The organism is Chamaesiphon sp. (assembly GCF_041738855.1).
In the GTDB taxonomy this organism is placed as follows: Bacteria; Cyanobacteriota; Cyanobacteriia; order Cyanobacteriales; family Chamaesiphonaceae; genus Chamaesiphon.
On the sequence record NZ_JBGSPA010000137.1, the window covers coordinates 1 to 25611 of the forward strand.

27 protein-coding genes and 2 tRNA genes are annotated in these 25611 nt (G+C 49.0%); 16 read left to right on the forward strand and 13 right to left on the reverse strand.

The genetic code is table 11. From position 1 onward, the window contains the following. Window positions 1-91 precede the first annotated feature (91 nt). From ACEW9I_RS13450 to ACEW9I_RS13470, 5 genes are all read right to left on the reverse strand, one after another. Window positions 92-304, reverse strand: coding sequence for a hypothetical protein (locus tag ACEW9I_RS13450; RefSeq protein WP_373540844.1), 213 nt, complete (start codon window positions 302-304; stop codon window positions 92-94). Between the two features lie 77 nt (window positions 305-381). Further along, window positions 382-1008 (reverse strand): aminodeoxychorismate/anthranilate synthase component II, encoded by a 627-nt coding sequence (locus ACEW9I_RS13455; protein WP_373540845.1) that lies wholly within the window; start codon window positions 1006-1008, stop codon window positions 382-384. Between the two features lie 311 nt (window positions 1009-1319). After that, window positions 1320-1799 (reverse strand): diacylglycerol kinase family protein, encoded by a 480-nt coding sequence (locus ACEW9I_RS13460; RefSeq protein ID WP_373540846.1) that lies wholly within the window; start codon window positions 1797-1799, stop codon window positions 1320-1322. Between the two features lie 88 nt (window positions 1800-1887). Then, window positions 1888-2358: an rRNA maturation RNase YbeY gene (gene ybeY / locus ACEW9I_RS13465; RefSeq protein ID WP_373540847.1), complete on the reverse strand. Its 471-nt coding sequence runs from the start codon at window positions 2356-2358 to the stop codon at window positions 1888-1890. Window positions 2359-2387: 29 nt separating this feature from the next. After that, the gene (locus ACEW9I_RS13470) at window positions 2388-2729 is read right to left on the reverse strand and encodes a DUF3285 domain-containing protein (RefSeq protein WP_373540848.1); all 342 of its coding nucleotides are present in this window, start codon (window positions 2727-2729) and stop codon (window positions 2388-2390) included. Between the two features lie 74 nt (window positions 2730-2803). On the opposite strand from ACEW9I_RS13470, the gene serS reads away from it, so the two are divergent. Continuing rightward, window positions 2804-4087 (forward strand): serine--tRNA ligase, encoded by a 1284-nt coding sequence (gene serS, locus ACEW9I_RS13475; protein WP_373540849.1) that lies wholly within the window; start codon window positions 2804-2806, stop codon window positions 4085-4087. A 12-nt stretch (window positions 4088-4099) separates the two neighbouring features. Here the strand turns inward: serS and ACEW9I_RS13480 are convergent, their stop codons facing one another. Continuing rightward, the gene (locus tag ACEW9I_RS13480) at window positions 4100-4423 is read right to left on the reverse strand and encodes a 2Fe-2S iron-sulfur cluster-binding protein (RefSeq protein WP_373540850.1); all 324 of its coding nucleotides are present in this window, start codon (window positions 4421-4423) and stop codon (window positions 4100-4102) included. A 114-nt stretch (window positions 4424-4537) separates the two neighbouring features. On the opposite strand from ACEW9I_RS13480, the gene ACEW9I_RS13485 reads away from it, so the two are divergent. Together ACEW9I_RS13485 and rpsD are read left to right on the forward strand one after the other, a co-directional pair. Continuing rightward, a complete protein-coding gene (locus ACEW9I_RS13485; RefSeq protein ID WP_373540851.1) occupies window positions 4538-5572 on the forward strand; it encodes a serine protease in 1035 nt (344 codons plus the stop codon). Between the two features lie 42 nt (window positions 5573-5614). After that, window positions 5615-6223 (forward strand): 30S ribosomal protein S4, encoded by a 609-nt coding sequence (gene rpsD / locus ACEW9I_RS13490; protein ID WP_373540852.1) that lies wholly within the window; start codon window positions 5615-5617, stop codon window positions 6221-6223. Window positions 6224-6411: 188 nt separating this feature from the next. On the opposite strand, the gene moaA is transcribed toward rpsD, so the two are convergent. Then, on the reverse strand, window positions 6412-7401 hold the full coding sequence (gene moaA / locus ACEW9I_RS13495) for a GTP 3',8-cyclase MoaA (protein WP_373540853.1): 990 nt from the start codon (window positions 7399-7401) through the stop codon (window positions 6412-6414). A gap of 348 nt (window positions 7402-7749) precedes the next feature. Between moaA and ACEW9I_RS13500 the strand changes: the two genes are divergently transcribed. From ACEW9I_RS13500 to ACEW9I_RS13520, 5 genes are all read left to right on the forward strand, one after another. Further along, a complete protein-coding gene (locus tag ACEW9I_RS13500; protein WP_373540944.1) occupies window positions 7750-8952 on the forward strand; it encodes a DUF4336 domain-containing protein in 1203 nt (400 codons plus the stop codon). A gap of 50 nt (window positions 8953-9002) precedes the next feature. Next, entirely contained in the window at window positions 9003-9587 is a 585-nt protein-coding gene (locus ACEW9I_RS13505; protein WP_373540854.1) for a hypothetical protein, read from the forward strand. A 19-nt stretch (window positions 9588-9606) separates the two neighbouring features. Next, window positions 9607-10803 (forward strand): homocysteine biosynthesis protein, encoded by a 1197-nt coding sequence (locus tag ACEW9I_RS13510; RefSeq protein ID WP_373540855.1) that lies wholly within the window; start codon window positions 9607-9609, stop codon window positions 10801-10803. A 166-nt stretch (window positions 10804-10969) separates the two neighbouring features. Next, window positions 10970-11461: a pantetheine-phosphate adenylyltransferase gene (coaD, locus tag ACEW9I_RS13515; protein ID WP_373540856.1), complete on the forward strand. Its 492-nt coding sequence runs from the start codon at window positions 10970-10972 to the stop codon at window positions 11459-11461. After that, window positions 11431-12105, forward strand: coding sequence for a DivIVA domain-containing protein (locus tag ACEW9I_RS13520; protein WP_373540857.1), 675 nt, complete (start codon window positions 11431-11433; stop codon window positions 12103-12105). Before coaD ends, ACEW9I_RS13520 begins: the two co-directional genes overlap by 31 nt. A gap of 144 nt (window positions 12106-12249) precedes the next feature. On the opposite strand, the gene ACEW9I_RS13525 is transcribed toward ACEW9I_RS13520, so the two are convergent. Further along, window positions 12250-13119, reverse strand: a complete 870-nt coding sequence (locus ACEW9I_RS13525; RefSeq protein ID WP_373540858.1) for a metallophosphoesterase — start codon at window positions 13117-13119, stop codon at window positions 12250-12252. 147 nt (window positions 13120-13266) lie between these two features. Between ACEW9I_RS13525 and ACEW9I_RS13530 the strand changes: the two genes are divergently transcribed. Together ACEW9I_RS13530 and ACEW9I_RS13535 are read left to right on the forward strand one after the other, a co-directional pair. Continuing rightward, window positions 13267-14391: a class I SAM-dependent RNA methyltransferase gene (locus ACEW9I_RS13530; RefSeq protein WP_373540859.1), complete on the forward strand. Its 1125-nt coding sequence runs from the start codon at window positions 13267-13269 to the stop codon at window positions 14389-14391. A gap of 78 nt (window positions 14392-14469) precedes the next feature. Next, window positions 14470-16833 carry a carotenoid oxygenase family protein gene (locus ACEW9I_RS13535; protein WP_373540860.1) on the forward strand — a complete coding sequence of 788 codons (2364 nt, stop codon included), beginning with the start codon at window positions 14470-14472 and terminating at the stop codon, window positions 16831-16833. 28 nt (window positions 16834-16861) lie between these two features. On the opposite strand, the gene ACEW9I_RS13540 is transcribed toward ACEW9I_RS13535, so the two are convergent. The 3 genes from ACEW9I_RS13540 to murG form a co-directional block, all read right to left on the reverse strand. After that, entirely contained in the window at window positions 16862-17230 is a 369-nt protein-coding gene (locus ACEW9I_RS13540; protein WP_373540861.1) for a hypothetical protein, read from the reverse strand. A 126-nt stretch (window positions 17231-17356) separates the two neighbouring features. Further along, on the reverse strand, window positions 17357-17638 hold the full coding sequence (locus tag ACEW9I_RS13545) for a DUF427 domain-containing protein (protein ID WP_373540945.1): 282 nt from the start codon (window positions 17636-17638) through the stop codon (window positions 17357-17359). A 75-nt stretch (window positions 17639-17713) separates the two neighbouring features. After that, entirely contained in the window at window positions 17714-18805 is a 1092-nt protein-coding gene (gene murG, locus ACEW9I_RS13550; RefSeq protein WP_373540862.1) for an undecaprenyldiphospho-muramoylpentapeptide beta-N-acetylglucosaminyltransferase, read from the reverse strand. 179 nt (window positions 18806-18984) lie between these two features. Here murG and ACEW9I_RS13555 point away from each other — a divergent pair, with 179 nt between their 5' ends. The 5 genes from ACEW9I_RS13555 to ACEW9I_RS13575 all read left to right on the forward strand — a co-directional run bounded on the left by ACEW9I_RS13555 (window position 18985) and on the right by ACEW9I_RS13575 (window position 23398). Continuing rightward, on the forward strand, window positions 18985-19809 hold the full coding sequence (locus ACEW9I_RS13555; RefSeq protein WP_373540863.1) for a nuclear transport factor 2 family protein: 825 nt from the start codon (window positions 18985-18987) through the stop codon (window positions 19807-19809). A gap of 287 nt (window positions 19810-20096) precedes the next feature. Beyond that, on the forward strand, window positions 20097-21500 hold the full coding sequence (sbcD, locus tag ACEW9I_RS13560) for an exonuclease subunit SbcD (RefSeq protein WP_373540946.1): 1404 nt from the start codon (window positions 20097-20099) through the stop codon (window positions 21498-21500). Between the two features lie 158 nt (window positions 21501-21658). Beyond that, entirely contained in the window at window positions 21659-22840 is a 1182-nt protein-coding gene (locus ACEW9I_RS13565; protein WP_373540864.1) for an aldo/keto reductase, read from the forward strand. 212 nt (window positions 22841-23052) lie between these two features. Further along, window positions 23053-23134: transfer RNA gene (locus ACEW9I_RS13570), tRNA-Leu, on the forward strand. 191 nt (window positions 23135-23325) lie between these two features. Beyond that, window positions 23326-23398: transfer RNA gene (locus tag ACEW9I_RS13575), tRNA-Arg, on the forward strand. Between the two features lie 70 nt (window positions 23399-23468). On the opposite strand, the gene grxC is transcribed toward ACEW9I_RS13575, so the two are convergent. After that, on the reverse strand, window positions 23469-23729 hold the full coding sequence (gene grxC / locus ACEW9I_RS13580; RefSeq protein WP_373540865.1) for a glutaredoxin 3: 261 nt from the start codon (window positions 23727-23729) through the stop codon (window positions 23469-23471). A 430-nt stretch (window positions 23730-24159) separates the two neighbouring features. Here grxC and ACEW9I_RS13585 point away from each other — a divergent pair, with 430 nt between their 5' ends. Further along, complete coding sequence (locus ACEW9I_RS13585) at window positions 24160-24753, forward strand: superoxide dismutase (RefSeq protein WP_373540866.1); 594 nt, start codon at window positions 24160-24162, stop codon at window positions 24751-24753. A gap of 126 nt (window positions 24754-24879) precedes the next feature. Here the strand turns inward: ACEW9I_RS13585 and ACEW9I_RS13590 are convergent, their stop codons facing one another. Beyond that, the gene (locus ACEW9I_RS13590; RefSeq protein ID WP_373540867.1) at window positions 24880-25344 is read right to left on the reverse strand and encodes a DUF4168 domain-containing protein; all 465 of its coding nucleotides are present in this window, start codon (window positions 25342-25344) and stop codon (window positions 24880-24882) included. Window positions 25345-25611: the final 267 nt, after the last annotated feature.

A 25611-nucleotide genomic window follows, 5' to 3' on the forward strand; every position in this document is an offset into this window, starting at 1 on the left:
TGACCGCTAATTATCAACAAGCAGAGCTTATTGATAATAATTTATGAAACACTTAGTTTTTGAGGATTGGTAGTGATTGGCTCAAACACAGTCAGGTAATTGATTTGATGATGAGGCTAGCCTCATCGAACTCAGGTTCATAGGGCGTCAATTCAAAGGCAGCAAAGACATCTGCTGCGGTGGGAAAGATCGTTTGAGCTTGTCTTTCGGTACTGATAAAGTCTTGAAGTTGTTGAAAATAAGGTTTTGCAAACTCTGCGGCGAGCACTGCTTGCCAAGAACTAGAAATTAACGGAGTTGCCATATCGATCGATAATTGGAATGGAGCGGATCTGAGTTACATCTTTTTGGGAGATTATTTGAGATCGACTCCTCTGGCTCTTATTTACTGGTGCTAGCTGTCAAAGTCCCCACCGTGGCGGTAATTGAGGTCAAAAAATTCCGCAGTAACTGTTTGCCCGAACTAGTCAAAATACTCTCAGGATGGAACTGCACCCCTTCAATGTGGGGATAATCCCGATGCCGCACGCCCATAATGGTGCCATCGGCTACCCAAGCATTGATTTCTAGACAATCTGGACAAGTGGCTCGATCGATAACTAGACTGTGATAGCGAGTAGCTGTGAAAGGATTGTCCAATCCCTCGAACACACCAGTACCATCATGGTAGATTTCCGAAGTTTTGCCATGCATCAACACTGGCGCGGCGACAACATCCCCACCAAAAACTTGACCGATGCTTTGATGTCCCAGACATACGCCCAAAATCGGGTACTTCGCACCCAGTTTCCTAATAATCTCTAGCGTAATCCCAGCATCATCAGGACGCCCGGGACCTGGTGAAATCAGAATACCATTAGGGTTGAGCGCAATAATCTCTGCCAAGCTAATGCGATCGTTTCGATAGACACGGATATCTTTGGCAATCGGTAATTCTTGTCCTAATTCGCCCAAATATTGGACGAGATTGTAGGTGAAGCTGTCGTAATTATCAATAACTAATATCATGCGTTACACTAATCCAACCCTACTTAGTCTAACAGGGTCGCCGATCGATTCAAAACTAAATATTTAGCTACTCTTGTAACAGTCAAGCAGTAGACGCGCTACCACCCACCATCCACTGTCTTGAAAAGGTGCTCTACTTGCGGAGTTTGTCCGGCCTTTGTCTCCACGGCTCGGGTGACCCGAGACGACGACCATGGAACAAACCCCAGCGGGGAAACCCCTGTTCCCGCACTTTTCGCCATCCACCGTTGACTATTTTCACCCCCTACCCTAGGCATCTAATTTGACACTAGGAAGATTGCCACACTTACCTACTGATGGCTCAAGAGTAATAACATCAATTTTGGTGCCACCAGACAAAATCCGACCAAGACCGAAGCAAAAGCTGAAATCAGTACTGCACCTGCGGCACAATCCTTGGCAATCTTGGCAAGTTCGTGATAATTTTGACCAACAGTCAGATCGACAACTGACTCGATCGCGGTGTTTAATAGTTCCAGAGTCAAAACTAGACCGCTAGTGATGCAGATGACGGCCATCTCCACGCTAGTCAATTGCAACAGCGCACCGATACTAATCGCCAATGTACCCATCACGCAGTGAATCCGAAAGTTGCGTTGAGTATTGAAAGCATACGTCACACCCGCTGCCGCATACTTGAAGCTCACCCCGATACTGGTTGCTACTCGCCAAGCTTTAATCCGGTTTTGGTGTGAGGATGTAGCTACTTTGCTATTCATATCTGATTGGAGACTTGGGTTGGTTGACGATTCGTCCATTTTAGTCTGCATCGACGGTTGCTCCCAGAGGGAAAATAGTGATTTATGGGTCGAATGAGTCACACATATAGCTTAAAAGTCTCACGATCGGCAATAAGATTTATAAACCGCTGCGTGTCAAGAAATTTTCTTGCTGTTGCAACATTATCAGTAAACTTGGTTCATCAGGGTGATCCCATCCCAATAAGTGTAGTAGTCCATGACTAGCTAGCCACGCCAGTTCTTTTCTTAGAGTGTACCCATGTTCGGGAGCTTGTCTAACAGCAGTATCCACAGAAATAATAATGTCACCCAGATAGAGATCTGCGGCGGCATCGTCGTCTATTTGGGGAAAATCGACTTCCATCGCCGCAAAAGATAAGACGTCGGTTGGTTGATTTTTGTTGCGAAACTGGGCGTTTAAAGCTTGGATTTCGGCATCGGTAGTCAGGCGCAGACTCAATTCATAAGTCTGAGCTGGTGGTAAGTCCAAGCCTGGTGTCTGCAACCAAGCTTGAAACCAGTTCACCCAGGTAGTTTCGTCGATGGTACTAGGCTGATAGCGATCTTGGACGATTAATTCTAGATTCATCTCGGAACATGATGGTGCAAGATGTGAGCTTACTTAGTCAGATATGCCAGTCCGACAAATAGTGTCAACAGACCAATAGCACTGAGGGCAAAGTGCTGAAGCGACTTACCGCCCTTTTTGACCATGTTTCGCATGGCATATTTGACAAATTTGGATTTGAGTTCTTCCGGTGTCGGCGGGGCTGCCATCACCGCAGTCGTAGTAGTAGTTTTGTCCACGGGTGCGGTGATGACTGGAGTGGGTTCGATGAGCTGTCGATCTATGGGTGTATCACTCATAATGGCGATCGCAATAATAATGTGGTGAAAATATACGTAACTTAATCTTACCCTGAAATATCCGATCGCCGCCAAACCCTGACAATCGACCATACTATCGATCGCCAATCTAGACGACAGGATCGTAAGATATATCTAGCGAAGTAATCTTAGGTAAAGTAAACACGGTGCTGGACATTAGACAGATTCGAGAACATCCAGAATTGGTACAGACAAAACTAGATCTTAGAGGCATAGGTGTCTACGACATCCAACCCATTCTCGATCTGGATCGACAACAGCGCGAAATCGAATCTACTCGCAGTCAACTTCAGGCGCGCAGCAACGAAATCGGTAAGCTAGTGGGCGCGAAAATGGGCGCGAAAATCGATCCCAATGCACCAGAAGTGCAGACCCTCAAAGCGGAAGGGAATGCTGTCAAAGCCCAGTTAGCCGAGCTAGAGCCAGCCGAACGCGAACTCAAAGCTAAAATCCACACCCTGATCCTACAACTACCCAACCTGCCCAGCGATACCACTCCGATCGGTGCCAGTGAAGATGAGAACGTCGAACTCCACAAATGGGGCGATGAATATCTGCCTATTAACGCCCAGATTTTGCCCCACTGGGAAATCGGCGAAAAACTAGGCATCCTCAACTTTGAGAGCAGTGCCAAACTCGCTCAAAGTCGATTTGTGACGCTCGTCGGTGCGGGTGCGGCTTTGGAGCGGGCATTGATTAGTTTCATGCTCGATCGCCAGATAGTGGCAGGTTATACTGAAATTAGTCCGCCGATCCTGGTCAATACAGCATCGATGACAGCAACTGGACAACTCCCCAAATTTGCTGAAGATGGCTTCAAGTGTGCCGATGATGACTTGTGGTTGATCCCCACCGCCGAAGTACCAGTTACCAACCTCTATCGCGAACAGATCCTCAGTAGCGAACAACTCCCCATCCATCACTGTGCCTATACCCCCTGTTTTCGGCGCGAAGCTGGCAGTGCGGGACGCGATACGCGTGGCTTGATCCGGCTCCATCAGTTCAACAAGATCGAACTAGTCAAATTCGTCCATCCAGACACCTCCGAGCAGGAGCATCAAGCCTTGCTCAAAGATGCAGAAGCCATCCTTCAGGCTCTCAAACTCCCCTATCGAGTCTTAGCACTCTGTACCGGAGATATCGGCTTTGGTGCCGCCAAATGCTACGACATCGAAGTCTGGCTCCCCTCGGCTGGCAAATATCGCGAAATTTCCAGTTGCTCCAATTTTCAAGATTTCCAAGCGCGACGCGGCGATATCCGCTTCAAAGAAACAGGGAAAAAAGGCACCCAATTCGTCCATACCCTCAACGGTTCGGGCTTGGCTGTCGGGAGAACGATGGCAGCCATCTTAGAAAATTATCAACAACCAGATGGCTCGATCGCCATTCCCGAAGTATTACAATCTTATTTGGGCAGAGCAATCCTTTAAACTGTCAACTGTTTACCGCTGATGCTGCCCAAACTGCAACTCATAAACCTCATCCTCCTTCTCAGTCACGATCTTCAAATTCGATCGCGCATAAGCCACACATAGCAAAGTATACCCCTGCGCTTGTAGTTCTGGACTCACACCCATCCCATCACTCTGCTCCACTTCCCCTTCAATTACCTGAGCCGCACAAGTAGTGCAGACCCCTGAGTTACAAGAAGTCGGGAGATAGATGCCCGCCGCACCAGCAGCGCGCAGAATTTGCTTATCATCAGGAACTTCGATCGTGTGAATTTCTCCCTGATGATGGATCTCAACAGTGTAAGTTTGCGTCATAGATGATTATCGGTGGGTGGAAATAGGCGAGCGGGTATTCCTTACTTTAGCAAGTTCTGGTACTAGTCATCATGTCTCCACTTCGGCTTCCGCTCTCCTCTTCCCCAGGTATCTATGCGCGTTCGTTCTTGTTTGAGATTTGGCTGGAATGTCAGTCTGGGGCTGTTAATATCGATCGCGTCAGCTAGGTATTTACCAGATCGTAACGTCAATGCCGCCATTTTCGATCGCGCTGGCATGAAAATACCCGATCGCGAGGTCAATTCCGATCGCGTCAACTGGCAGATGCTCTCGACAGTCGGCGGTCGCAAATATAACGGGATTGGCGTCATCGATGCCAACCACGGAGTCTGTACGGGATTTTTGGTGTCTACAGGTCAAAATGCCAACGCTCCTGCCTACGTCCTCACCAACGGGCACTGTCAGGGCAGTTTGGGTAAATTACCTGGCGATCGCGAAATCATCGTCAATCGATCGACCAAGACCCAATTTACTGTCAACTACTTTCATGATTTTAGAGCCGAGCGGTTGACTATTCCCGTCACACGGTTGGTGTATGGCACGATGAAAAATAATGACATCGCCATCCTCGAATTGACCAAAACTCAAGGCGAATTGACCGCTGCTGGAATTACCCCGCTCCAAATTTCCGCCACACCTGCCGCACTCGGCGAACCGCTGCTCGTCGTCGGAGTCCCCTCCGAAGGTGTCAAAGGAGAGCTAAACTTCCTCCATGCTGCCACCTGTCGCGCCGGAGCAGTCGCCAATGTCCGCGAAGATATCTACAACTGGCAAAACTCGATCCGGCACCAGTGCAGTATCGTCGGTGGGATGTCTGGTTCGCCGATGATCTCGCTCAAAACTCAGCAAGTAGTCGGCATTGTCAATACTGGCGTCAATGACAACGCCGCCAAACAGCCTCAATGCAGCATCAATCGTCCCTGCGAAGTGGTCAGAAATGGCTTGGTGCAGACCTTTCCTCAAGAAAACTATGGTCAAGCGATCGATCGCATTCCTACCTGTTTCGACAGCCAAGGTCGATTCAATCTCTACCAACCGACATGTCAGCTCGAACGTCCCTCACCACCGCCGCTCCCCAATTCTCAATTTCTGATGTCGATCGCTAGTCAGAATGGCTCTGATATGTAATAATGGGAGTTTTGCGTAAAGTATCAAGCACTAAGGAAATTTATGTCCCGATATCGCGGACCGAGACTGAGAATTACACGTCGTTTAGGCTCCCTCCCAGGACTAACTCGGAAGGAACCCCGCCGTGCTTATCCACCAGGTCAACACGGTCAAAACCGGAAAAAGCGTTCTGAATACGCCATCCGTCTCGAAGAAAAGCAAAAATTGCGGATGAACTATGGTGTCAACGAGAAGCAAATGCTCCGCTATGTGCGCAAAGCAAGACGTGCTACTGGTTCCACCGGATTGGTTTTATTGCAATTACTCGAAATGCGGTTGGATAACACTGTATTTCGGCTAGCCATGGCTCCGACGATTCCCGCCGCCCGCCAACTAGTCAACCACGGACACGTCACCGTCAACGGACGTACTGTGGATATTGCTAGTTATCAGTGTCGTGCAGGCGACGTGGTGGGTGTTCGCAACCGCGAAGCATCCAAGAAATTGGTAGAAGCCAATCTCCAATATCCAGGGTTAGCGAACACTCCCAACCATTTGGAATTCGATAAGCCTACTTTAACTGGTAAAGTTACAGGCACGATCGAACGCGAGTGGGTAGCTCTTCAAGTCAACGAGTTGCTCATCGTCGAGTACTACTCTCGACAAGCATAGAGATTTGGCGATGTCCGTCCGCCTTTGTTCTCTGACAGGCATCAAAACAGGATTTTGGATGGCGGCTGCATCCAAAATCTACTCTCTTTGAGTTAGGTTTTAAGTTTTAGGTTTTAGGGAAGAAAGTTTTGTAGGTTGGATAAAGTGAAACGTTGGCGTAGCCTCTTGAAACGAAATAACCCAACACCTTATCCTCCGATTTGAGACATGGTGCGGCGATAAGATCCGGTATCACTTCCAGACTCTCGACCTTTGTAGTTAATTTCTGGTTTGAGAGCGAGTAAATCTTGTACTTGCGAGCGCAACTCAGCCGTAGATACACCATTACGCAGCGCAGTTTTGAGATCTAGTTGTCCGGTTTCATTGAGCAGACACGGACGCAACCACCCATCCGCAGAAAGCCGCATCCGGTTGCACCTGTCACAAAAGCACTCGGACATCTGACTGATGAATCCCAGCGTCCCCTGCGCGCCAGGAATCGTAAATACATCCGCTGGGCCATTTCCCTGCACCTGAGCTTCAGTCAATCCCCATTGTGCGCGAATTTGTTGACGGATCGACTCTGAGGAAATCCACCCGCGATCGCCAAATAACTCATCGTTACCAATTGGCATAAACTCAATAAAGCGGACGTGCCATTGTTTGTCGATGCTCAAAGCTGCTAAATCCAAGACTTCGGTATCATTGATACCAGGAATCACCACCACATTGAGCTTGAGGGGTGTAAATCCCGCGCGATCGGCGGCTAAAATCCCATCCCAGACCTGTTGCCAGCGCGATCGACCCATATTCCCCACAATCCGATCGAAGGTAGCTGCCTGGAGCGAATCGAGGCTGATATTGACCCGTCTGAGTCCAGCTCGATATAAATCTTGAGCCATGCCTGCGAGCAAAAAGGCATTGGTAGTGAGTGATAAATCTTTGGTCTCTGGTAAACTCGCGATCGATCTGACAATATCGACAATCCCCCGCCGCAACAATGGTTCCCCACCAGTCAGCCGAAAACAGTTGAAACCCACGGGGATAAATACGTCCCGCACCAGAGTCAACAGCTCATCATCAGTCAACAGCTCTTGGCGATGGAGATACTCTAACTCAGCCCCAGCAGGCATACAATACTGACACTGGAAGTTACAGCGATCAATGAGGCTAATTCGCAAGTAGTTGACTTGATTCATGTCTATATTGTGACCGATTGAGTTAGTGTTTTCTATCTATCTTTTGGTAACCGCTGGTTTTGAATGCTTTTGGGTGGATGGTGGATGGTGACTTCACTTATTAGAGCGCGGGTTGTCTGTATGCTTGAGGTAAACAGTGAGGATTGCTGCGCGGGAATTCGGATAAGAATATATAATTTAGGATGCACGATCGCATTACGATGACGCGATCGGGTTTGATTGCGGTCAGCATGACAACAGCAGCTCATGCTGGCTGTTAGTTGTGGTAGGTACTTTGATGACGATGCTATTGTTGCCAATCCAGACACTTCACGATCGGAGCCGACAGTTACTGCCGGAGGTACGGCGGTGACTGTAGACGAGCGAGCGCACACTCTGACTCAGGCTAGATCGGCAGATCGATCGTGGCGATGGTGGTGGACATTGCCGATCTACCCCTATGGTGAGCGACGAACCATGCGGACGGAAGTAGTGCCAGATACCATTTGGACATTTGACCAAGTACAAGGGATCTTTCACGTCATCGTGCCAATTCGGATGACGGTAGTCCGCCTCGAAGGAGGTGGTTTATTTGTCTATGCACCCGTCGCGCCCACGGCTGAATGTCGGCAATTAGTCGCTGAGTTGGTGCTCATTCATGGTGATGTTAAGTATATTGTTTTGCCAACGATTTCGGGGCTAGAGCACAAGGTGTTTGTCGCCCCATTTGCCCGCGCCTTTCCGCAGGCGCAAGTATGGGTAGCACCAGATCAGTGGAGCTTTCCACTCAATTTACCATTGAGCTGGTTGGGTTTACCGCGCGATCGCACGTATGTTTTACCCCCCGATAGTATCCACACACCGTTTGGTGACTGCTTTGATTATGCCATCCTCGACACGATCGATCTTGGCCCAGGACAGTTTGCGGAGGTGGCTTTTTGGCATCGACAGTCGCGGACACTCCTACTCACCGACTCGATTGTGTCGCTCCCGATCGTCCCACCGTCGATCGTCCAAGTTGCACCCTACTCGTTATTATTTCACGCCCGAGAGCGATCGAGCGATCCGATCGTCGATACCTATGGCAATCGCCTCAAGGGTTGGCACCGGATCTGTTTATTTACCTTTTATTTCCAACCGAGCGTCTTAAAAGTCCGCAATTGGCGTCAAACTTGGCGCGAGTCATTGACTGCGCCAGAACGGACGAGAGAGAACTATTTTGGGCTGTATCCCTTTGACTGGCAATCACAATGGCAGCAAAGGTTTACCGACTTGCGTGGGGATGGCAAATTATTAGTCGCACCGATTCTCCAGACGTTGATTCTCAACCGCGCACCCCAATCGACACTCGCTTGGGTCGATCGTGTCGCACAATGGGACTTTGGGCAGATTATCTCCTGCCACTTTGATGCCCCTGTGGCAGCGACTCCAGCGCAATTTCGAGCGGCTTTTGATTTTCTCACACCGGAGGCTCCACCGGATCTGAGTTTACCAGCCGCAGATGTGCAGTTGCTACGACAGATCGATCGCCAGTTAACCTGGTGGCGCATTATTTACCCAGCTCAGAAATAAATTCTCAGGGTCTGGCTTTCAACTATCCTTATTTGCCCTACCTGTGCTATATGTCCACTGTTGACTTTCCAACTATTTTAGAACAAGCAGCTCGATCTACCGATCGCCCGACCAAAGATGTCACGATCTCCGCTCTACTCGCCGCCGAAAAAACTACCAAGCGATCGGGATTGGTAATTCCATTTTCATCACTAGTAGGTGAGTGGAGACTCTGCTTTGCAACAGGAGCCAACAAAGATAAACAACGTGGTGGAATTAGATTGGGTCGGGGATACTATCTGCCCAAATTCGCCCCAGCATCGATTAGTTTCACCCGCGATTCTCAATCTGAAGACTGCAATACTGGTACTATTACCAACAAACTATTAGTCGGTACCGTCCGGTTTCAATTTACTGGGCCGTGCCGTTATCCTGGCCAGAAAAACTTCTTAGCATTTGATTTTACCGAGCTGCAATTCAAACTATTAGGGCTGACGCTTTATCAAGGCAAAATTCGGAGTGGGAAGCGATTGGGGAAGGATTTTGAACAACTGAGAGTTGCTGAGTTACCATTTTTCACATTCTTTTGGGCTAGTCCGACTAGTATTGCCGCTAGAGGGCGCGGTGGTGGTTTAGCACTATGGGTTCATGATTGATTATTTATTTGGCTAATTCATGAAAACGATCGATGAAATCAATGACAAAATCAGCAACCAAACAGCGGTAGTATGGACGATCGATGAAGTCAAAATCAAAGTAGCAGAATTAGGAATTGAAAAAGTTGCCGAATTGGTAGATGTGATTACCACTGGGAGCTTTGAACCGATGGAATCATCGGGGGCGATTCTCAATTTGGGACATACCGATCCGCCGATCAAGATTCGATCGTGTACGTTGGATGGGGTGGCTGCTTATGCTGGTTTTGGAGCTGTGGATCTCTACTTGGGGGCAACGCAATTAGTTGATTATGCAGGCGAAATTGGCGATGGGGACGATCGCAAAGAGCGGGGTGGCGCACATGTGATCGCCGATTTGATTGCAGGTAAGGGGGTGACTCTACGGGCGATCGGTCAAGCTACTGATTGCTATCCGCGCGCGACCTTCGAGACGAAGATTACCAAAGATACGATCAACCAATTTTACCTCTACAACCCCCGCAATTTGTACCAAAACTTCATCGTGGGGGTAAATGGTGGCGATCGGCAGTTGTACACGTATCTCGGCCCCTTACAGCCCCGATTGGGGAACGCGGTCTACTCCAATACTGGTGCGATTTCACCCTTATTAAATGACCCCGATCTCGACGTCATTGGCATCGGGACGCGGATTTGGTTGGGTGGGGGGATCGGCTACGTGGCGTGGGAAGGTACCCAACATTTTCCCCTCCAAAAACGCGGCGAAAACCGCACCCCGATCGGCCCTGGGGCGACTCTAGCCTTGATTGGGGATGCCAAGCAGATGAGTTCCCAGTGGGTACGCGGGTGCTATCTCAAGAATTATGGCCCCTCCTTGATGCTGGGCGTTGGCGTACCGATTCCGGTATTGAATGCCGAGATCGTCGCGCGGTGTGCGGTACAGGATCGAGATATCGTCGCACCGATTGTGGACTTTTCGATCCCGCGACGGGTACGTCCGACGTTCGGGCTAGTCAACTACGAGCAACTCAAGTCAGGCAAAATCAAAATCGAAGGAAAGACTGTCAGAGTGGCTCCACTGGCAAGTATCTATCGATCGCGACAGGTAGCCATCGCGCTCAAAGAAGCGATCGAGCGGGGTGAATTCTTGTTGACACAGGCGGTAGCTTCGTTACCACGCGATCGGACTTTTATTCCCCAAGATCGCCGTCAGATGCCGAGTTTATTGGAAGATTGAGTTCGATCGATCTAGGTATCTAAAAGCTAGCTCCAACTTGGTGATGAAATATCACAAAATAGCACTAAATTGTGAAGAAATTGTGAGGTATTGAGGATATACTAAAATGCAGTCGTAAATTATTTGATTAAAGTACGATTTTGTTGTTACCAAACTGATAGTAATAGTGATTGCGATTTATCCAGGTAGTTTCGATCCGATTACATTAGGTCACTTGGACATTATCGAGCGGGGGAGTAAGCTGTTCGATCGCGTAGTTGTCGCAGTCTTACGAAATCCTGGCAAATCACCGTTATTCACGGTCGAGCAACGTCTGGCTCAGATTCGGACGGCGACTCAACATCTCCCGCATGTAGCAGTCGATAGCTTTGATGGATTGACGGTTACCTACGCCAATCTCATCGGTGCGGGGGTGCTACTACGAGGACTCAGAGTTATGTCTGACTTTGAGAAGGAATTACAAATGGCTCACACCAATAAAACTTTGTCTACAGAGATTGAAACGGTGTTTTTAGCAACTTCTACAGAGTATGGTTTCCTCAGCAGTAGCATGGTGAAAGAAATCGCTAGATTCAACGGGTCGATCGACCATCTTGTCTCACCTCATGTTGCGTCAGAAATCTACCAATGTTACAACAATCAACCCACTCAGCCCTAGCATTTGAACCGCAGCTTGACAGTGCAGACGACAAGCCCGATCCACCCATCGCCGCTCGATCGCCAGCACCTCAAATCCAGCCGCCACATGTCCCCCATCGATCGGTATTCGCGGCGATCGAACGATTGGAGGAAATCATCCTCGATAGTCCTCGTGTGCCATTAATCGGGAAGATCGTCGTTGATGAGGAAGAACTCTTGGAGCAAATCGATCTGCTCCGATCGAATTTACCCGAAATAATTGCCACTGCCAAAGAGATCGTGCAATTCAAGGATCTGCTGATGAGAGAGGCGCAACAACAAGTCCAACAGATCCTCGCCGAAGCCAATCAACACGCATATCAAGTTGCCAACGAACTAGGAATTGTCGATCGCGCCGAACAGGAAGCTAGGCAAATCCGCCAACTAGCGATCGCCGAATGTGAAGATCTCAAACAACAGACGATCGTCGAGATCGAGCAACTCCGCGCCTACCATATCCAAGAAATCGAACGGATGCGCGAAAATGTCCGGCTCGAATGTCAACACATCCAAGCTGGTGCTGATGAATACGCCGATCGGGTGTTGCACGACATGGAAGATCGCCTCACCGATGCCATCCACACCGTCCAGCGGGGCAGACAACACCTCACCTTAGACAGTTGAGAGTTGAGAGTTGACAGTTGACAGTTGCGGCGCGCGCTCTTGGTTGGGTTGCCAACCCAACCAGGTTCCCTCCAGGTATAGCGCGACAAGACAGACAGCGATTCACTTTTGCATCCACCATTCACCATCCACCTGCACGTCAATTCAGGCTTGATGCAAAATAATCACCGAGATCTCTGGGCGACAGTTGAATCTAGCTTTGGGTGGGCCAGTCGTACCGACACCAGGGCTAACATAGAGCTGCATGTTATCGATCTGATATAGTCCATTAATATACTTTTTGCCCCACACAGGTGTGACTCTGGGCGCAAATGGTAGGACTATCTGTCCGCCGTGAGAGTGTCCCGAAAGTTGGAGCGCAAATCGACCGTAAGCCGCAGCAATATCGCCAAAATCTGGCTCGTGAGCGAGTAAAATATTGGTGCCTTTTTGAGCAGGCAATTGTGAGATCGTCGTCGGCAGATCTGCCCGTTGCAGCCAGACATCATCAACACCAGCAATATTTAACAGGCTACCTTGGCGATCGATCGAATGAACGGCATTGTTCAATAATTTGACATTACCTGCTGTGAAAGCGCGTTCGAGCGGGGCACTATCTTCGCCGCGATCGTGATTGCCCATGATGGCAAAGACACCATCCTTGGCTTTGAGGATGCCAAAAGCATTGGTGAGCATCTCTTCAGACTTACTCGCTCCACTAGTGATATAGTCGCCAGTCAAGGCGATGAGATCTGGTTGCTGCTGGCTGGCAATTCTGGCAATTCGTGCTAGCTGTTGGCGATTCATCACTGCCGATCGCGCGTGTAGATCGGTGAGCTGAACTATTTTATACCCTTCAAATACTGGAGCTAGTCCCGCGATCGACACATCGATCTGTTTAATTGCCAACCAGCGCGGCTCCACGCCTTGAGCATAGACACTAGTCGCAAACAAAATCGCGATCGCTATTAGTAGCAATCGCAGCGATTTGATGATAAATTTTCGCCAGTATTGCATGGTTTGGCTGTTCATCATGATGACTCAAAGATGACTGGTTATCTTAGCTACCATTCTAGCGATGGTGATTCCTGAAATTTTGAGCGATCGAGCGCACTCATCGCAGATCTGCGGAATAATGGGAAATGGTTTGGATCTAAACCAACTATGACCTGAGGAATTATTTTGAGTGAGTATTTTGCGACAGTCGCCAGAGGTTTAGAAGCATTAGCCGCCCAGGAGCTAACTGAGTTGGGGGCGCAGGATGTGGCGCAGGGCTTTTGTGGCGTGTCTTTTCAGGGCGATCGCGAGTTGTTGTATCGCGTCAATTTGTGGGCGCGGTTGCCATTTCGGGTACTCGTCAAGCTGGGTGAATTTCCCAGTAATGACGATCGCGAATTGTATGAAGGCGTCCAGCAGATCGATTGGGGCGAATATCTCACCCCAGAGCTGACGATGGCTGTCACCGTAACGGGCAAAAACGAGCAACTAAATCACAGTCACTTTACCGCAGTTCAAGTCAAGCGCGCGATTACCAAGCAACAGACTGAAAAGTTTGGCGAACGATCGAATGTGGATATTCAAGATCCACAGGTTCGGATCAATGCCCACATCGACAAAGACATCTGTATTGTCAGCCTCGATAGCTCTGGGAGTAGCCTCCATCGGCGCGGCTATCGCTCGGCTGTCGGCGACGCCCCATTGAAAGAATCACTCGCCGCAGCCTTGATGAAAATGTCCGGTTGGACGCCAGATCTGGCTTTTGTCGATCCGCTGTGTGGTTCGGGGACATTGCCTCTAGAAGCAGCGATGCAAGCCCTCAATATCGCTCCAGGCATTTTTCGGAATGGCTTTGGCTTTGAGAACTGGCTAGACTTCGATCCTGAGTTATTCGATCGGCTGATAAAGTCAGCAGAAACAGGTGAAAAACAAGACCTGCAAGCAACTATTATCGGGAGCGATCGCAATTTTGACATCATCGAGCAGGCGCGAGCCAATGCCCGCAGCTCTGGAGTCGAACGCTATATCCAATTCTCACAGCTAGATTTAGCCGATGTCGAAGCTCCGAGCGATCGCGGGATCTTGCTCTGCAATCCGCCCTACGGCGAACGCTTGGGACGCGATGAGGATTTGGGTGCTTTTTATAAACTTCTCGGCGACGTGCTCAAAAACCGCTTCAAAGGGTGGACGGCTTTTGTCCTGAGTGGCAATAAAGAATTAGCCAAATCGATCGGGCTAAAATCCGCCCAACGCACCACAGTTTACAATGGCACCTTGCCCTGTCAACTGATGAAATATGAGATGTATTAAATTAGTTGATGATTGATAACTGAAATTGTGGGAACTTTAGTAGTATGATGGATGATTTCATTTACATAAATACTACTAATGTCCAAATTCCAATCGATCGCCAATTTTGACCAACAAGTAAATTTTACTCCCTACTCAGCGATCGGTAACAATCCTCCAGATGTCCGCAAACGCCGTGCCGAGCACGATCCAACACCTTTGGATCTGCAAATATGTTGGTATCTCACACCCGAACTAGCCGCCACATTGGAGCCGGAAGTTTTGGCGGCATTGGGTAGTAACGCCCAGCCAATTTATGGCAGGTTGATTACTGTTGGTGTCGAGACTTTAGTTAGGTATCGCGAACGATTGCCCGCACAGCTCCAGTCCTCAATCCCCACTACCTGGCAACTTCCCGCCGATCTGTGGGGATATGCCTTTTTTGCCTGTCCATTGCCGCCCATAGCCAACGGTACTAGCGGCGATCGAATGGTACTCAATGGCGACGGGATGTTGTATCGGCTCGGATTTGAGGCTGGAACGGCGATCCTCAAAACCAGGATGATGAAACCGCCGTGTTATTATGCCGATCTCGCCGCCCAATTATTACCAAAATTTGATAAGCCTGGTTATCGGTTTCTGGATGGCGGGATGGTGCGTCACAGCCTCCTGCTGGGCACTCGCAACCAGATGAATACAGCTTTTTTGGCTACCAAAGAGCATCTGCTGGCGACATTCGATGCCGCACGTCCGCATATTATCGATCCCGACTCCCTCGAACTGCTCGAACCGATCGGCGCAGCTAGCGAGTGGCAAGGTTTGGCTCCCAAACAACCCGCTTGGTTGACCCAAGTTTTTCAGCCTTATTCCAATCCCGCTCACCCTGTCTGCGACCATTTTCAGTGTGCAGATGCGTCCGCTGGGGAATTGATCACCGCCAACTATTCAGCCGGATTGAGCTTACTCAGTGCGATCGATCGGCTCAGACGGTGGTACAAAGGCAAACTCGGTCGCGATGGTGTGATTCTCAAGCATCCCTGGGGTGCATTTACCGCGATCGTCCGGTATCGATTTGACAGCAAATCTTTCGAGAAGTGGCGGCTAGTATTACCCAATGGCGAACCTGTAATTATTCAGCAAGCGATTCACCAGATGGCTTTGACGGAAGATTATATTGTCGTTGGTGACATTGCTTTTAAGATCGAACTCTCCCAAATTTTTGCGCCGTTCTTATTTGGCGGGATTCGGAAATATTCAGTCCAGATTGGCTACTGGTTATCGCTGGTATTTCTACAATTAGTGCAACCCATTCCTTATGCTAGCTTGTACGTGGTGAGGAGAGCCGATCTCGATCGACAGGTTCCGCTCGGCGAACAGCGTACAGTTACCGCCGTTAAAATCATCCTCCCCCGCGAAGTCTCCCACTTTGTCACCGATTATCGCAATCCTGACGGCAAAATCACCCTGATGTCGGCGCATAATGGCGGCTGGGATGTCACCGAATGGATCGGCGAATATGATGAGTCTGTCAATCTCCACTGCGAAGCTACGCCAGCGATTACCAAGGGGATCGAAATGCTAGCAGGGGTCAATAATCAGCTCTCAGTCGCCCCACTGACAAAATGTCTGCGGCAAGACTTGCGGGGATTCCAACCTTCACCCGTCGATCTCAATAGTGTCGCGCGATATACGATCGATGCCCAAACTGGTGCCGTCCTCCAAGCCCATTTCCGCAGCGATATCGGCGATAATCCCAGTAAACGGAACACTTGGTCGGTATCTGTAAATACGCATCGTAACCTCAACCGCGATCGCCAGCTAGAGACAGGCGAAAAAATTACTAGTTTGTATTGGATGGGGTGGGGATTTACCTGGGAAGCTATTCCCAAACGGATCTATCGAGCTTATCAAGATCGCGACAACCGCGTCATCTCGATCTCCGGTTTACCCCAATCTGACATGCCAGCAACGCTGCTACGGCTAGATACCGAGCACATGGAGATCGCCGATAGCTTTGAATTTCCGATCGGTTATCTGGCTCGCGCTCCCCAATTTATCCCCAGCAAAGATCCTTGTCCCTCAGACAAAGATCCTGCCACTCACGGCTATATTGCCTGTATCATCATGTCCGATGCCGAACCAACTAATCCCCAAACTGTTGCTAAAGATGAGATCTGGATCTTCCACGCCGACGATTTTAAAGGCAAGCCCATTTATCGCTTGAGCCACCCCGATATCAGTCTGGGACTGATGATTCACTCGACTTGGATTCCCGAAATTCACTTTGGCAAGTACCCCACCGCCGAACGTCAAGCCATACGTAAAGCAACACTCGATCGCGATTTCAATCCCGTCGTCCAAGCCAAAATCTTCCCCCACACCAAAACCCTCTTTCGTGAGGTCATCTACCCACACTATATCAATCAAACTACCGAAGCCGAACTCATCGATCTCTGGAAATAGCAATGGCGATTTATCAACTATCAACTAATTAAATTGGATCGAGGGGTTCGCAGAAGCGATTCACTCCTACTTCATGCACGTACAATAATACGGGTAAAATCAGTAGCCTCGGACAAATTTTAATTTGTAAAAAGTACTGATATAGTGTCAAAAAGTTGCCATCGACAGCATCGTTACGAAATTCCGAGCGACAGACGGCTACTCGGCATTTTTTGGCTAAACCTGGCAACCATTCGCCATTATCGATCTCTGGTTGTTGTCCGACGCGGATCGCCAGATCCATTGCCGCATCTTCGAGATTGCCTTCACAATCAACAATCGTCTCTAAAGAGATGAGCGCATCTGGAATCTCAGCAAATTGAACTTGCAATTCCTCGATAATGCGAAGATCTATCATATTAATTTCTCATGAGATGAAGTTTGTACTCGGTCAAATCTAGTCCTCTGCGACATTCTAATCCGACAACTGCGTCAATAATTTGAAGGGCGAGCGGATGAATAGTTAATCCGCTCAAAGTGGCAATTAGGCGACTTTCACACCTTTCCAGAAAGCGACATAACCGCCAATGTTTTTGGCGGCATCTTTAGGTTCTGGATAGTACCAAGCTGCATCGACATTGGTTTCACCATTGACTTCGATCGTGTAATAATTAGCAACACCTTTCCAACCACAAGTAGTGTGAGTATTGCTCGGTTTGAAATATTGCCGATCGATACTATCTGCTGGAAAATACTGATTATTATCGACCACGACGGTGGCATCACTCTGAGCTAGTGTCACACCGTTCCAAGTTGCTGTCTTCATCATTTGAGTTGTAAATAGTTGTCTCGATCGCCGAATCTACTCACACTATAACATTCAACCTTCAGAGCCATCGAGCTACTGAGTCGGCTGAGGCGATCGCTGATGAGCATTGATTGATTCACCGATCGTATCAGCAAGCAGATCGGCACTATTAATCACACCTAGCGCACTCACATTCGATGCCATTGTTGCCAGCCGCTGCGAATTTTGGAGCAGATTGAGAACTTCGGTGGCTAGGAACTTTACTGTCAGGCTTTCTTGGCGAAATAGGAGCGCGCCATTGGCAGCCGCGAGGATCTTCGCATTGTAATATTGATGATCTTCTGCCGCATAAGGATAAGGAACCAAAATCGAGGGTGTGCGGGTAATCATCAGTTCATTGAGCGTAGCGGCACCAGCTCTACTAATTGCCAAATCGGCGCGCTGCAACAATCCTGCCATATTGTCATAGAAAGGCAAGACGATATACTGTGGATGTACGACGGTGGCTGTTGCCGCATTGGCACCGCCGACGATATGGACGATCGTCGCTCCAGCCTCCAGCCAGATCTTCACGCACTCGCCAATCATCTGATTGAGGGCTACCGCGCCTTGAGAGCCACCGACAACGACAATGAGGGGACTTTTTTCGGGAATCGGTAAATCGAGGGGTTGGGGGGTCAGGAACTGTGCGCGACAGGGTGTACCTAGATAGATCGTCTTGGCACGGGGGAGGTACTTACTAGTGGCGACAAAACCCACTGCTACCTTGGTACAAAAAGGACTCAGCCAGCGAGTCACTTTACCAGGAATTGCATTTGACTCGTGGAGAAATACTGGCAAACCGAGTGAGTAGCCAGCTAAAATCGCTGGGGCAGAGATATAACCACCAGTGCTGAACACCGCGTCAAACTTACCCTGCTTGAGCAATGCTCGCACCTGAAAGATCCCAGCAATCAATCCCCCGATCGTTTTGAAGGTACCGATCCCCAATTTCCCCTGAAAACCACCAACACGGATCGTATGTAGTGGATATGTTTGCGGTACTAGCTGAGATTCTAAGCGATCGGGTACACCCAACCATTCGATCTGATATCCCGCCAGCTTTTGGGCAACGGCAATCGCGGGGAATACATGCCCCCCAGTGCCACTTGCGGCAACCAGTAGCTTAATCGCTGCTTTTGACACTGATAGTTTAACTCCTGACCTGCAACACAGCTATTTTAGCCGTTGGTGTAGCATCTCCGCTAGGAGAATCGCTGTGCTGCTATCCTAGATGTAATCTCGATCGATTTATTCAGATTGCTTTCCAGCGAAAATGAGCTGAGGCTCTCTCCGCTATTCTCGATCCCCTCTTCCCCACCGATATGTCCCTAAAACTCATCTCCCGTTTTTTAGCAGCTCCTAAATTCGCCAGAGCTTGGTATCAATTAGCAATTACAACCCTAATTCTCGGCTCTGCGCTAGCGATAACTAGTCCCACACGCGCTGATAGCTCCAAACTGAATCCCCCTCCTGCCCTCAAGACGCTGCTGGCGAATGTTGATGCGGCGGCAAATGGTCGCAAATTACCAGAATTGTCACGTTACTATAGCTCCAACTTCACTACCAGCGATGGATTGAATAAAGCTGGATGGCAGCAGTCGCTGGGTCAATTTTGGCAAAATTATAGCAAGCTCACCTACACCACTACGCTCGAAGGCTGGAAGGCAGCGGGAAATGGTTATACAGCCAACACTGTTACCAAGATCGTCGGCGTTCAAAATGTGGGTGGTAGAACCTTCAATCTCCAATCGACGATCGCCTCTGAGCAGCAGATCGTCGGCGGACAAATCGTCCAGCAACAAATCCTCCAAGAACGTACTCAAGTATCCAGTGGTGCCAAGCCACCGACGATCGTCCTCAATCTACCGACTAAAATTCCAGCTAATACTGAATATAATCTCGATGCGATCGTCACGGAACCTTTGGGTGAAGATGTCTTGATGGGGGCAACGATCGAACAACCAGTCTCCCTCCAAGCCTATACCCAAGCACCCAAATACAAGCTGGAATTGCTCACGGCGGGCGGCTTATTTAAAGTCGCCCGCGCTCCTGGCAAATCCGGCGATTACTGGTTTTCGACGATCTTTATCCGTCCGGCTGGGATGACTACGCTCACTCAGCGGGTACATGTAGTTAGAGAGAAGTAGGTAGATTCTGTACGATCGAGCATCGATCGTGCCTGAATCCTACAGTTGTAAATGGTCTGTGGGCAGTGCCCACCTTACTGGCTGGCTCTTTTGGTGGCGACATTGTACATATTATTTAGTAGTAGCAGATCTCCCCACTAGACAACTAGCCGTTCGCAGAGCGTTATCCTAGCAAAGGCACCACTAAGCTAGGCACGATCTCGAACTGCGCCAATTCGGCTAGTATATAGTTACTGAGATACTTCGGTCATCGATCGGCAGCCAATCCCTACAGCCTCACACTTCATCTGATGAAAATTCTGCATCTATCGGATATCCACATGGGCGGTGGATTTGCTCATGGTAAAATCGACCCAGAAACGGGACTGAATACGCGGTTTCAAGATTTTGTCAAATCCTTGTCGCGGGCGATCGATCGTGCCCTAGCTGAACCAGTCGATCTGGTACTATTTGGTGGGGATGCCTTTCCCGATGCCACACCTGCACCCTATATCCAGCAAGCCTTCGCTCTCCAATTTTATCGACTGGTGGCGGCGGATATTCCCACCGTCTTACTAGTTGGCAATCACGATCAACATTCTCAGGGACAGGGGGGAGCCAGCTTATCGATTTACCGTTCTTTGGGTGTACCTGGGACGATCGTCGGCGATGCGATCGATACGCATATCATTAATACTCGCAGTGGTGCGATCCAAATTTTGACATTACCGTGGATCAATCGCTCTACCCTACTCACCCGCGAGATTGCCGAAAATCTGTCGATGTTGGAAGTCAACCAATTATTGCTCGACAAGCTCCAACCGCGCTTGGAGGGTGAAATCCGCAAACTCAATCCCGACTTACCAACGATCGTCTTAGCCCATCTGATGGCGGATAATGCCACTCTGGGAGCCGAAAAATTTTTAGCCGTCGGGAGAGGGTTTACGATTCCCCTGTCCTTCCTGACGCGTTCTTGCTTTGACTACGTGGCACTCGGACACGTCCATCGCCATCAAAATCTCAATAAAACTAACGATCCCGCCGTCGTCTATCCTGGTAGTATCGAGCGGGTCGATTTTAGTGAGGAGAAAGAAGATAAGGGCTATGTATTAGTCACCATTGAGCCAACAGTGCAGCCAGCTAGTAAAAGCTTTGAAACTACCTGGGAATTTTGCCCCCTCCCAGTGCGGACATTTCGGACGATTAAAATCGATGTTTCCAAAAGCGACCAGCCGCAAGTAGATATCTTGAACGCGATCGCCAAAGTCGATATCGATGATGTGGTAGTACGATTAATCTATCAGCTCAGTCCCGATCGCGTCGAGCAAATCAGTAGTGCGGCGATTCATGAAGCGTTGAATGCGGCGCATCACTATACGATTCAAGCCGAACTCCAAAGCCAACTGAGTCAGCCCCGATTGCCCGAACTCGGCTGTAGCGTTGGCGATCCGATGGTAGCACTCTCCACCTATCTCGACAATCGCCCCGATCTCCAAGACATCGCCGCTGCCATGATCGCCGCCGCCAATGAGTTACTATCTGAAGATAGTCTCGGCTCAGGCGGTAGCGACATATTGCTAGATATCGAATCATCTTCAGATACTCCCACGATCCCACCATCGATCGATTTAGCAGCAAATGTCGATGGTGCTAACTCTGCGCTCAAACCATCCAAGTCCAAAAAAGCCGACGGACAATTAACATTACTCTAGCTGGGGAAACCAGCAATAAATCAGGTGCTGTCCGAATCTCCTACCCTCTACCCTCCACCCTCCATCCATCCCTAAAGCCCAAAGCCCAAAGCCCAAAGCCCAAAGCCTAAAGCCTAAAGCCTAAAGCCTAAAACCCTCTACCCTCTCTCCGCCCCCTCATGGAATATCGTCGTTTTGGTCGTACCAATCTCCAGATGCCTGTCTTTTCATGTGGTGGAATGCGCTATCAGCACAAATGGCAAGACATCCCCATGTCGGAGATTCCTGACGACAATCAACGCAACTTAGCAGCAACCATCGAACGATCGCTAGCCGTTGGCATCAATCACATTGAAACTGCTAGATTTTATGGTTCTTCAGAAGTCCAACTCGGTCAGATCTTACCAAAATTAAATCGTCAAGATTTTATCTTTCAAACTAAAGTTGCGCCCGTCGCTAATCCCCAAGAATTTCGCAAGACATTCGAGCTATCCCTCTCGCGGCTTAATTTAGAGTACGTGGATCTCCTCGGCTTACATGGGATTAACGATCGAACAACATTTGATGATGCGATGCGCGACGGGGGCTGTTGGGAAGTCGCCAAGCAACTCCAAGCTGAAGGAAAAGTGAGATTTATTGGCTTCTCAACTCATGGCTCGACTGAGACGATCGTCCGCACGATCGAAACTGATAAATTTGATTACGTCAATCTCCATTGGTATTATATCAATCAAACTAATTGGGCAGCGATCGCCGCCGCAACTCGTCATGATGTGGGTGTATTTATTATCAGTCCAACCAATAAAGGTGGTTTGCTAAATAAGCCCTCAGCCAAACTAGTCGAATTGTGTCAACCCCTGAGTCCGATTGTCTTCAATAATCTTTTTTGTCTGAGTCATCCGCAAGTTCATACCCTTAGCGTCGGCGCAGCAACACCCAGCGATTTTGACGAACATCTCAAAACACTACCACTATTAGAGCGCGCCGCCGAGCTGCTCCCACCCATCATCGATCGCCTAGAACACGCCGCTGCGGATAAACTTGGTTCCGAGTGGGTACGGACATGGCGACAGGGCTTGCCAGACCACTCAGACACCCCTGGGAACATCAATATCCACACCATCCTCTGGCTCCGAAATCTCGCGATCGCTTATGACATGGTGGAATACGCCCAAATGCGTTACAATCTGCTCGAAAATGGCGGACACTGGTTTCCTGGAGCCAAAGCTACTAATATCAAACGACTCGATTTTTCGGCTTGTCTAGCCAACAGCCCCCACGCTACCAAGATCCCCGATCTCCTCTGTGAAACCGATCGACTCCTCGGCGGTATGGAAGTCAAAAGACTATCTCAGAGTTAGTTGGAGATCTGAGCTGATGCGATCGCGTTGTGGGATGAGTCATCTCAATTATGCACAAGCTCGATCGTGCCCAAAATCCTTGTAGTGGGCAGTGCCCACCCTACAAAAGCTGAAATACCTAAATCTAAAACCTAAACCCCTATTGACTAGACCAGCAAATCGTGATATCTTAACAAAGCGCATAAAACGCACCTCAAGAAAAAATTTAACAAGCGGATGTGGCGGAATTGGTATACGCGCACGCTTGAGGTGCGTGTGGCTTAGTCCTTGGGAGTTCGAGTCTCCCCATCCGCATATATCTTCTAGTCGATTCCCATAATTGACTGGTAATTGCAGCCTAGAGCGTTCCTCCGTGAGCGAACTAGGCTGTTTCGATCGCGGGTCGCTCGCCGAGTGCGATTCAGCAAAGCTGAGGCTGCGCCACCGAATTTTAGGCGGTCATCGGTCAAATATCCGTAGTTGTGCTATGATCTAATTATAGAAATGGGCACGTGGTTCAGTGGATAGAGCATCAGGTTCCGGTCCTGAGGAGCGGGGGTTCGAGTCCCTCCGTGCTCATAAGTCAAAAAGCAGCTAGCAAACCGCTAGCTGCTTTTTTGTGGCAACAAACTCGATCGAGCAATAATACCTAAATACCCAGTAGAGCGTCCAACTTACCTTGGGCATCTAGATCGTAAAGATTGTCACAACCGCCAATGTGAGTGTCATCGATAAAGATTTGGGGCACAGAACGCCTACCATCACCTCTAGCAGCCATTTGTGCTCGGGCTGGTTCGTCACCATCGACCGAGTGCTCGGTAAACTCAACACCCTTATTTTTTAACAATGCCTTAGCTCGAATGCAAAATGGGCAACTTTGCCAGGTATAGATTTCAATATTTGGCTGCATAGCTGATTTAAGCTTGGGTTCATTACCTATTTTGGCATTTTTGTCGTTCGTTGGCTGAGCCTCCCAGGGGTAATCCCTGCTCACCGCTAATATAGTGAACCGAATCGATCGCGTTGCGCCAACTGCTGTCAAAAGACCATAAAAAATAGACCACCAGTAAATAGCGATCTACGTTGCAGTAGTTATTGGGTAACTAATAATCATCATACTAGTGGCAAGAAATCGATCGAGCATCCGCCAGTTGGAGGGACTTATCTCAGTAAAAAGGCTGGAATCTGCAAGAATATCGATCTCATCCGGTACGCCAAGTGAACGATCTCAAGATCGGTGCAAGTGATGACGGATATCCGAGTACCCCTCCCGCCTCACTAGCTAAATTTGCTATGATCGGCGTAGAGAGACAATATTAATTATTAGGAGAGCATTCCAGATGGCGTTTGTACAAGAAGCTTTGCCTTATGATGTCAGTGCATTAGAGCCACACATGTCCGCAGAGACATTTAAGTTTCATTATGGCAAGCACCACGCTACTTATGTAACCAACCTCAACAATCTCATCAAAGACACACCGATGGCGGATATGTCGATGGAAGATATTGTTAAGGCTAGTTTTGGTGATGCTAGTAAAGCAGGCATCTTCAACAATGCCGCTCAATCCTGGAACCATGCTTTCTTCTGGAAATCCATGAAGCCCAACGGTGGCGGCGCACCAACTGGCGAATTAGCCGCAAAAATCGATGCAGCCTTCGGGAGCTTGGACAAGTTCAAGGCAGACTTTAAAACTGCTGCTACTACTCAATTTGGTAGTGGTTGGGCATGGCTAGTCGATGATGGTGGTACCCTCAAAATCACCAAAACTGGCAATGCTGAAAACCCCCTTACTCAAGGACAAACACCCCTACTGACGCTAGATGTGTGGGAACACGCTTACTATCTAGATGTCCAAAATCGTCGTCCTGACTATGTGACTACTTACTTGGAAAGCTTGGTAAATTGGGATTTTGCTGCTGCTAACTTGAAATAATCACTCAAAAAGGGTGGACGCCTGGGCGTCCACCCTTTTTTTTGTGCCCACGAGAGCCATCTAATTGCTGGACTGCGCCGCAGGCGGACTTCGCCACACACCAAGAAGTTGTTCGACCACTTTGCGCTAATTCATGAAGCTCCGCACCCGATTTTGGAGCTGAAGACTGGACTGTACCGCCTGAGTAATATAGTTGAACCTGTCAATACTCAATCCTTTCTTCGCCGCAATCGTCTCACATTGATTGCAATATTTGACAAATAGCGATCTTGCTTCGCTATTGAGACTCTCCATCGTATTGGGCTGACTGCAAATTAGATTAGGTAAGGCACCCTTACCATTGGCGCGGCTCACTTGCGCGAGTGCTGATTGGCGGATTGGTTCTATTTCTAATAAAGTCGCAGCATAATTGCGAAGTTCGGTGTCTTTGAAGTCATCTGCCCGCGCTACCGTAGCAAACAGCAAACTGGGTTGTGAGGCAGCAAGATCGGGGAGAGTACCACTTAAAATACCGACTAAACCAGTGAACATGCCCAGCAATAGTGGACGAGTCAAACGATAAAATTGACTAGCGAAGCGGGGGGTTGTCATATCACCAAGTGTGAAACCAATCGAGCTAACTTTGGTTTGAGGTACACTCTCTTTGAAGTGTTTGATAGTTGATAAGTTCCTGGTTGTCTCCACGGAGTGGACTATCTCTCTATCTATAGGTAGATCTTAACGAATATTAGTTGAGTTGTGGATCTAGTTTCATGGTGGATTTTCGCGCCTCAAATGACCATCGCCGAGTTCGATCGAGCGGGTATGCCGTAATATAGCAATTCTAGATCGGCTCCTTGAGTAGCGATCGTGGTGCCC

What these genes read in the sequence shown, in the direction of transcription:
- ybeY (WP_373540847.1), bottom strand. Translation starts at nt 2,358, where the DNA reads ATGAATCTAGAATTAATCGTCCAAGATCGCTATCAGCCTAGTACCATC.
- ACEW9I_RS13510 (WP_373540855.1), top strand. Translation starts at nt 9,607, where the DNA reads ATGAAAACGATCGATGAAATCAATGACAAAATCAGCAACCAAACAGCG.
- moaA (WP_373540853.1), bottom strand. Translation starts at nt 7,401, where the DNA reads ATGAATCAAGTCAACTACTTGCGAATTAGCCTCATTGATCGCTGTAAC.
- ACEW9I_RS13540 (WP_373540861.1), bottom strand. Translation starts at nt 17,230, where the DNA reads ATGATAGATCTTCGCATTATCGAGGAATTGCAAGTTCAATTTGCTGAG.
- ACEW9I_RS13480 (WP_373540850.1), bottom strand. Translation starts at nt 4,423, where the DNA reads ATGACGCAAACTTACACTGTTGAGATCCATCATCAGGGAGAAATTCAC.
- rpsD (WP_373540852.1), top strand. Translation starts at nt 5,615, where the DNA reads ATGTCCCGATATCGCGGACCGAGACTGAGAATTACACGTCGTTTAGGC.
- ACEW9I_RS13545 (WP_373540945.1), bottom strand. Translation starts at nt 17,638, where the DNA reads ATGAAGACAGCAACTTGGAACGGTGTGACACTAGCTCAGAGTGATGCC.
- ACEW9I_RS13505 (WP_373540854.1), top strand. Translation starts at nt 9,003, where the DNA reads ATGTCCACTGTTGACTTTCCAACTATTTTAGAACAAGCAGCTCGATCT.
- ACEW9I_RS13450 (WP_373540844.1), bottom strand. Translation starts at nt 304, where the DNA reads ATGGCAACTCCGTTAATTTCTAGTTCTTGGCAAGCAGTGCTCGCCGCA.
- ACEW9I_RS13525 (WP_373540858.1), bottom strand. Translation starts at nt 13,119, where the DNA reads ATGATGAACAGCCAAACCATGCAATACTGGCGAAAATTTATCATCAAA.
- ACEW9I_RS13555 (WP_373540863.1), top strand. Translation starts at nt 18,985, where the DNA reads ATGTCCCTAAAACTCATCTCCCGTTTTTTAGCAGCTCCTAAATTCGCC.
- ACEW9I_RS13470 (WP_373540848.1), bottom strand. Translation starts at nt 2,729, where the DNA reads ATGGTCGATTGTCAGGGTTTGGCGGCGATCGGATATTTCAGGGTAAGA.
- ACEW9I_RS13485 (WP_373540851.1), top strand. Translation starts at nt 4,538, where the DNA reads ATGCGCGTTCGTTCTTGTTTGAGATTTGGCTGGAATGTCAGTCTGGGG.
- ACEW9I_RS13460 (WP_373540846.1), bottom strand. Translation starts at nt 1,799, where the DNA reads ATGCAGACTAAAATGGACGAATCGTCAACCAACCCAAGTCTCCAATCA.
- ACEW9I_RS13565 (WP_373540864.1), top strand. Translation starts at nt 21,659, where the DNA reads ATGGAATATCGTCGTTTTGGTCGTACCAATCTCCAGATGCCTGTCTTT.
- ACEW9I_RS13520 (WP_373540857.1), top strand. Translation starts at nt 11,431, where the DNA reads ATGTTACAACAATCAACCCACTCAGCCCTAGCATTTGAACCGCAGCTT.
- ACEW9I_RS13590 (WP_373540867.1), bottom strand. Translation starts at nt 25,344, where the DNA reads ATGACAACCCCCCGCTTCGCTAGTCAATTTTATCGTTTGACTCGTCCA.
- ACEW9I_RS13585 (WP_373540866.1), top strand. Translation starts at nt 24,160, where the DNA reads ATGGCGTTTGTACAAGAAGCTTTGCCTTATGATGTCAGTGCATTAGAG.
- ACEW9I_RS13455 (WP_373540845.1), bottom strand. Translation starts at nt 1,008, where the DNA reads ATGATATTAGTTATTGATAATTACGACAGCTTCACCTACAATCTCGTC.
- ACEW9I_RS13535 (WP_373540860.1), top strand. Translation starts at nt 14,470, where the DNA reads ATGTCCAAATTCCAATCGATCGCCAATTTTGACCAACAAGTAAATTTT.
- grxC (WP_373540865.1), bottom strand. Translation starts at nt 23,729, where the DNA reads ATGCAGCCAAATATTGAAATCTATACCTGGCAAAGTTGCCCATTTTGC.